This window comes from Acidovorax sp. HMWF018, from assembly GCF_003061035.1.
Lineage (GTDB): Bacteria > Pseudomonadota > Gammaproteobacteria > Burkholderiales > Burkholderiaceae_C > Acidovorax > Acidovorax delafieldii.
Genome location: NZ_QAIM01000422.1, coordinates 1 through 4,358, shown reverse-complemented (window position 1 = coordinate 4,358; position 4,358 = coordinate 1). Strand labels below are relative to the sequence as shown.

At 66.2% G+C, this 4,358-nt stretch carries 5 protein-coding genes; 4 read left to right on the top strand and 1 reads right to left on the bottom strand.

The features are described 5' to 3' along the window. Nucleotides 1–948 (top strand): TRAP transporter large permease (locus DBR23_RS17380; protein WP_108499081.1); only part of this gene is annotated, 948 nt, incomplete at its 5' end. Nucleotides 949–1,040: 92 nt separating this feature from the next. On the opposite strand, the gene DBR23_RS17375 is transcribed toward DBR23_RS17380, so the two are convergent. Further along, nucleotides 1,041–1,682 carry an NAD(P)-dependent oxidoreductase gene (locus tag DBR23_RS17375; protein WP_108499080.1) on the bottom strand — a complete coding sequence of 214 codons (642 nt, stop codon included), beginning with the start codon at nucleotides 1,680–1,682 and terminating at the stop codon, nucleotides 1,041–1,043. 113 nt (nucleotides 1,683–1,795) lie between these two features. Here DBR23_RS17375 and DBR23_RS17370 point away from each other — a divergent pair, with 113 nt between their 5' ends. The 3 genes from DBR23_RS17370 (at nucleotide 1,796) to DBR23_RS17360 (ending at nucleotide 4,272) form a co-directional block, all read left to right on the top strand. Then, nucleotides 1,796–2,698, top strand: coding sequence for a LysR family transcriptional regulator (locus DBR23_RS17370; protein WP_108499082.1), 903 nt, complete (start codon nucleotides 1,796–1,798; stop codon nucleotides 2,696–2,698). A gap of 261 nt (nucleotides 2,699–2,959) precedes the next feature. Next, complete coding sequence (locus tag DBR23_RS17365) at nucleotides 2,960–3,364, top strand: hypothetical protein (RefSeq protein WP_108499079.1); 405 nt, start codon at nucleotides 2,960–2,962, stop codon at nucleotides 3,362–3,364. A 29-nt stretch (nucleotides 3,365–3,393) separates the two neighbouring features. Continuing rightward, nucleotides 3,394–4,272, top strand: a complete 879-nt coding sequence (locus tag DBR23_RS17360; protein ID WP_108499078.1) for a LysR family transcriptional regulator — start codon at nucleotides 3,394–3,396, stop codon at nucleotides 4,270–4,272. The last annotated feature ends 86 nt before the right edge of the window (nucleotides 4,273–4,358 follow it).

Below are 4,358 nucleotides of genomic sequence, written 5' to 3'. Positions count from 1 at the left end.
GTGGCAGACACGGCGGCACTGGCAGCCCTGCTGCTGCCCATGATGGTGAAGGCCGGGCACGACAAGGCGCGCGCAGGCGGGCTCATTGCCTCGGCGTGCATCATCGCGCCGGTGATTCCGCCGTCCATCGGCTTCGTGGTGTTCGGCGTCGCGGCCAATGTATCGATCAGCAAGCTCTTCCTGGCGGGCATCGTGCCCGGGCTGCTGATGGGGCTGGCGATTGCCATCACCTGGTACTGGGTGTCGCAGCGCGAAAACGTCACGCCGCCGCCCAAGGCCACCACGGCCGAGAAGCTGCAGGCGCTCAAGGAATCGACCTGGGCGCTGTTCCTGCCGGTCATCGTGATCGTGGGCTTGAAGATGGGCGTATTCACACCCACTGAAGCCGCTGCCGTCGCCGCGGTCTATGCCCTGCTGGTGGCCACGCTGGTCTACCGCGAGCTGCACTGGCGCCAGCTGACCGATGTGTTCATCAGTGCCGCCAAGACCACCGCCGTGATCATGTTCCTGGTGGCGGCCGCCATGGTCAGCGCCTGGCTCATCACCGTGGCGGATATCCCGCGTCAACTGGTGAGCCTGCTCAAGCCCTTGATGGAACACCCCACGCTGCTGCTCATCGCCATCATGGTGCTGGTGATGGCCGTGGGCACCGCCATGGACATGACGCCCACCATCCTCATCCTCACGCCCGTGCTGATGCCGGTGGTGAAGGCGGCAGGCATCGACCCGGTCTACTTCGGCGTGCTGTTCATCATCAACAACGCCATCGGGCTCATCACCCCGCCGGTCGGCACCGTGCTGAACGTGGTGGCGGGCGTGGGCAAGATGCGCATGGATGACGTGACGCGGGGCGTCATCCCGTTCATGGTGGCCCAGTTCGCGGTGATGTTCCTGATGGTGCTGTTCCCGTCCCTCGTGCTGGTGCCGATGCGGTGGTTTACGGGATGAACCAGCGGTTTTGAAGCAAAAAGTGCCGAAAGCGCTAGTGGATCTTGCGCTTGCCGCTATCAAATCAGGAGTTACTCACCCCTAAGCGCTGTTCAGTTGGCCACCGTGAAACGCTTTTGCACGTGGCGTGGTGTTTCCAGTTCGTCGGCCATTGCCACCGCCAGGTCGGCCACGCTGATGCTGCCAGGCTGGTCGCCGTTCATCAGCGGGGCCTCGTCGCCCAGGCGGTACTGGCCGGTGCGCTCGCCGGGCTGCAGCAGGATGGGGGGCGAGAGGAAGGTCCAGTCCAGCGTGTTTTCGGTACGGATCCAGTTCAGCGCCTCGCGCGCGGCCAGGGCGCCCTGCTTCCATTCGGCGGGGAACTGGGGCGTGTCCACCAGTTGCACACCGGGTGCCACAAACAGGCTGCCCGCGCCGCCCACCACCAGCAGGCGGCGCACACCGGCGGCCTTGGTGCCGTCGATGATGGCGCGCGTGCCTTTCAGGAACTGGTCGTGGATGTCTGGCACCGTCCAGCCGGGGTTGTAGGCGCTCACCACCGCGTCGTGGCCCGCAACGGCCTTGGCCACCTGGGTGGCGTCCTGCGCGTCTGCGGCGACCACGGTCAGACCTTCGCGGGCCGTGAGCTTTGCCGGGTTGCGGGCCAGCACGGTCACACGGTGGCCGCGTTGCAGCAGTTCGTTCAGCACGGCCGAGCCGACAAAACCGGTGGCGCCAATCAGGGCGATGTTCATATCGATGTCCTTGGGGTCAAAGTTGTGATGTAGTGAGAATAGGAACTTGTCAAAACAGGCGGTAGATGGCTAAAACCGCCTTTTCTTTGAAGCTGTACTTCACAATCGAACGCATGGAAGACCTCAAACGCATGGCCGTCTTTGCCTCGGTGGTGCAGCACGGCTCGATGAGCGGCGCCGCGCGCGCACTGGGCATGAGCACTTCGGCGGTGAGCCAGCAGGTGCGCAAGCTCGAAAGCGACGGCGGCGTGACGCTGCTGCACCGCTCCACGCGCAAGTTGGCGCTCACCGAGGCGGGCCAGCGTTACCACGCGCGCTGCGCTGCCATGTGGGCGGCGGCGGAGCAAGCGCGCGCCGAGCTGGCAGCCTCCCGCGATGCGCCCAGTGGCGAATTGCGGATGTCGGCCACCGTGGGTTTTGCGCGGCACATCGCACCCGCCCTGGGTGAACTGCTGGCCGCGCACCCGGCGCTGCGCCTGCGGCTGCTGGTGGACGACTCCACCATCGACCTCATCAACGCACGCATCGACCTGGCCGTGCGCTACGGGCGCCTGGCGGATTCAACCTGGGCGGCCCGGCGCCTGGGGGGCATGAGTTGGTACCTGTGCGCATCACCCGAATGGGTGGCCGCACACGGCGTGCCCCAGCACCCGGATGCGCTGCTGTCCCATAGCTGGCTGGGCTTCGCGCGCGAGGGGGGCGGGTTGCTCATCGACCTGCGCAGTCCCAGCGGCGAGCCGCGCGCACTGCGGGTGGAGCCGCGCATTGCCAGCAACAACCAGCTCTCGATCCAGCAGATGTGCGAGGCCGGGCTGGGCCTGGCGCTGGTGGGCAGCATGGATTCGCACGAAGCACTGCAGGCCGGCCGGCTGGTGCGCCTGCTGCCCGACTGGTCGTTTGGCACGCTGGACATCTGGGCCGTCACGCCCCAACGCGATGCCCAGCCCGCCAAGGTGCGCCGGTCGATTGCGGCACTGCATGCCTACCTGCGGCAGGTGCCCGGGATTTCGGACTGAAAGCGGCCAACAAAACGCTTCTGGCGTCGTTGCCGCGTCTTGTCGTACTGCTCGCACTGCCTGCGACGCAGCGCCTGGCCAGAACCGCTACGCTGGGTTTTGTGAGCCGCTCCGAGCCTTCCTCGTCGGCACCCATCGATTTTTTATCGCACGGACCCACAAATTCCATCGTTGCGTGGGCGCCTTGCTCTGCCTACAGTTGCGGCTCCCTGGCCAGGGTTTGTTTGATGGATTGACCCCACCACCCACCGGAGACCCGACATGACGACCAACCCGCCACTGACCTTCCCCATCGACCGCGTGCTGACCGCCTTCGAGCAGCAAGACGTGCCCACACTGCTGGCCACCATTGCCGACGATGTGGACTTCCGCATTGACCACTACCGCGACGATGCCGACACCCGTTGGCAAATCGCCCGCAACAAGGTCGAGGCGATGGCCGTGGTGCAGCGCCTGGGGGTGGAGGTGTTCCCGCGCGGCACGGAAATCCTGCACACCCACAGCCAGCCGCTGGGCAACGACTGGGTGCTCACGCACTTTCACCAGCGCTTCTTTTATGCGGTACAACAGCGCGAAGTGGAATCCGTGACCTGGATTACCAGCCATTCGCAGAACGGCCAGGTGGACTATTTCCGCGAGACCGTCACCACCATCACCCCCGTCTGACCACCCGATCCAAGAAAGGCCGCGCCACCATGCTGTTTGACCTGCGCGCCCTGGGCTACTTTGTAGCGGCCTATGAAGAGCGCTCGGTCACTGCCGCATCGCGCCGCTGTTTTGTGGCGCAGCCGTCCATCAGCATGGCCATCAAGGGGCTGGAGGATGCGCTCGAAACCACCCTTTTTGAGCGCAGCCGCCAGGGCCTGGCCCCCACACCTGCCGCGCACCGGCTGTACCCCCGCGCCTGCAGCCTGCTGGCCCAGTCCAGCGCCATGGTGCGCGACTTTCGCGATGCACCACGTGAAACGCTGGGCATCTTCCTGCAGGACGACCTGATGGTGCAGCAGGCCACGCCCCTGTTCGCACACATCGCGCAGGAGCTGCCCCACACCATGGTGCGGCTCACCGCCAGCGCGCAAGAGGCGCGGCTGCGCATGGTGGCCGAGCACTGCAAGCCGCCGGGCGACACCTTTGTGCCGCTGTGGCACGAGCCCTATGTGATGCTGGTGCCCGAGCTGCACCCGCTGCGCTTCAAGAAGCGCTTTGGCCTGGCAGACATTGAAAACCTGCCCCTCATCGAGTGGCCCTATTGCCCGCTGCACCAGTCCTTCATCCGTCTGCTGGCCGAGCGGGGGATTGCGCTGCAGGTGCAGGCCAGCGCCGCGCGCGAGGAGCTGCTGCTGCACATGGTGGACGCGGGCATGGGCCTGGCCGTGGTGCCGCAGTCGCATGCAGCCCAGGCGCGCCGCGCGCTCACCCGCCCGCTGGACGGGCCCCTGGCCTTCTCGCGCCACATTGGCCTGGCCTGCGACGCGTCGGACGCGCCCCTGCTCGGTCTGCTGCACCGCCTGGCGGACGGCATGAAGGCCACCGCAGCCCAGCCCGAGCCCGTGCAGCGCAGTAATGTGGTCTGATCCCCTGCCCCATCTACCCCTCTGGCCACCCCCATGATTCTGGAAATTGCCCACCTCACCATCCGCCCCGGCCAGACCAGCGCGTT

What these genes read in the sequence shown, in the direction of transcription:
- DBR23_RS17375 (WP_108499080.1), bottom strand. Translation starts at nt 1,682, where the DNA reads ATGAACATCGCCCTGATTGGCGCCACCGGTTTTGTCGGCTCGGCCGTG.
- DBR23_RS17370 (WP_108499082.1), top strand. Translation starts at nt 1,796, where the DNA reads ATGGAAGACCTCAAACGCATGGCCGTCTTTGCCTCGGTGGTGCAGCAC.
- DBR23_RS17365 (WP_108499079.1), top strand. Translation starts at nt 2,960, where the DNA reads ATGACGACCAACCCGCCACTGACCTTCCCCATCGACCGCGTGCTGACC.
- DBR23_RS17360 (WP_108499078.1), top strand. Translation starts at nt 3,394, where the DNA reads ATGCTGTTTGACCTGCGCGCCCTGGGCTACTTTGTAGCGGCCTATGAA.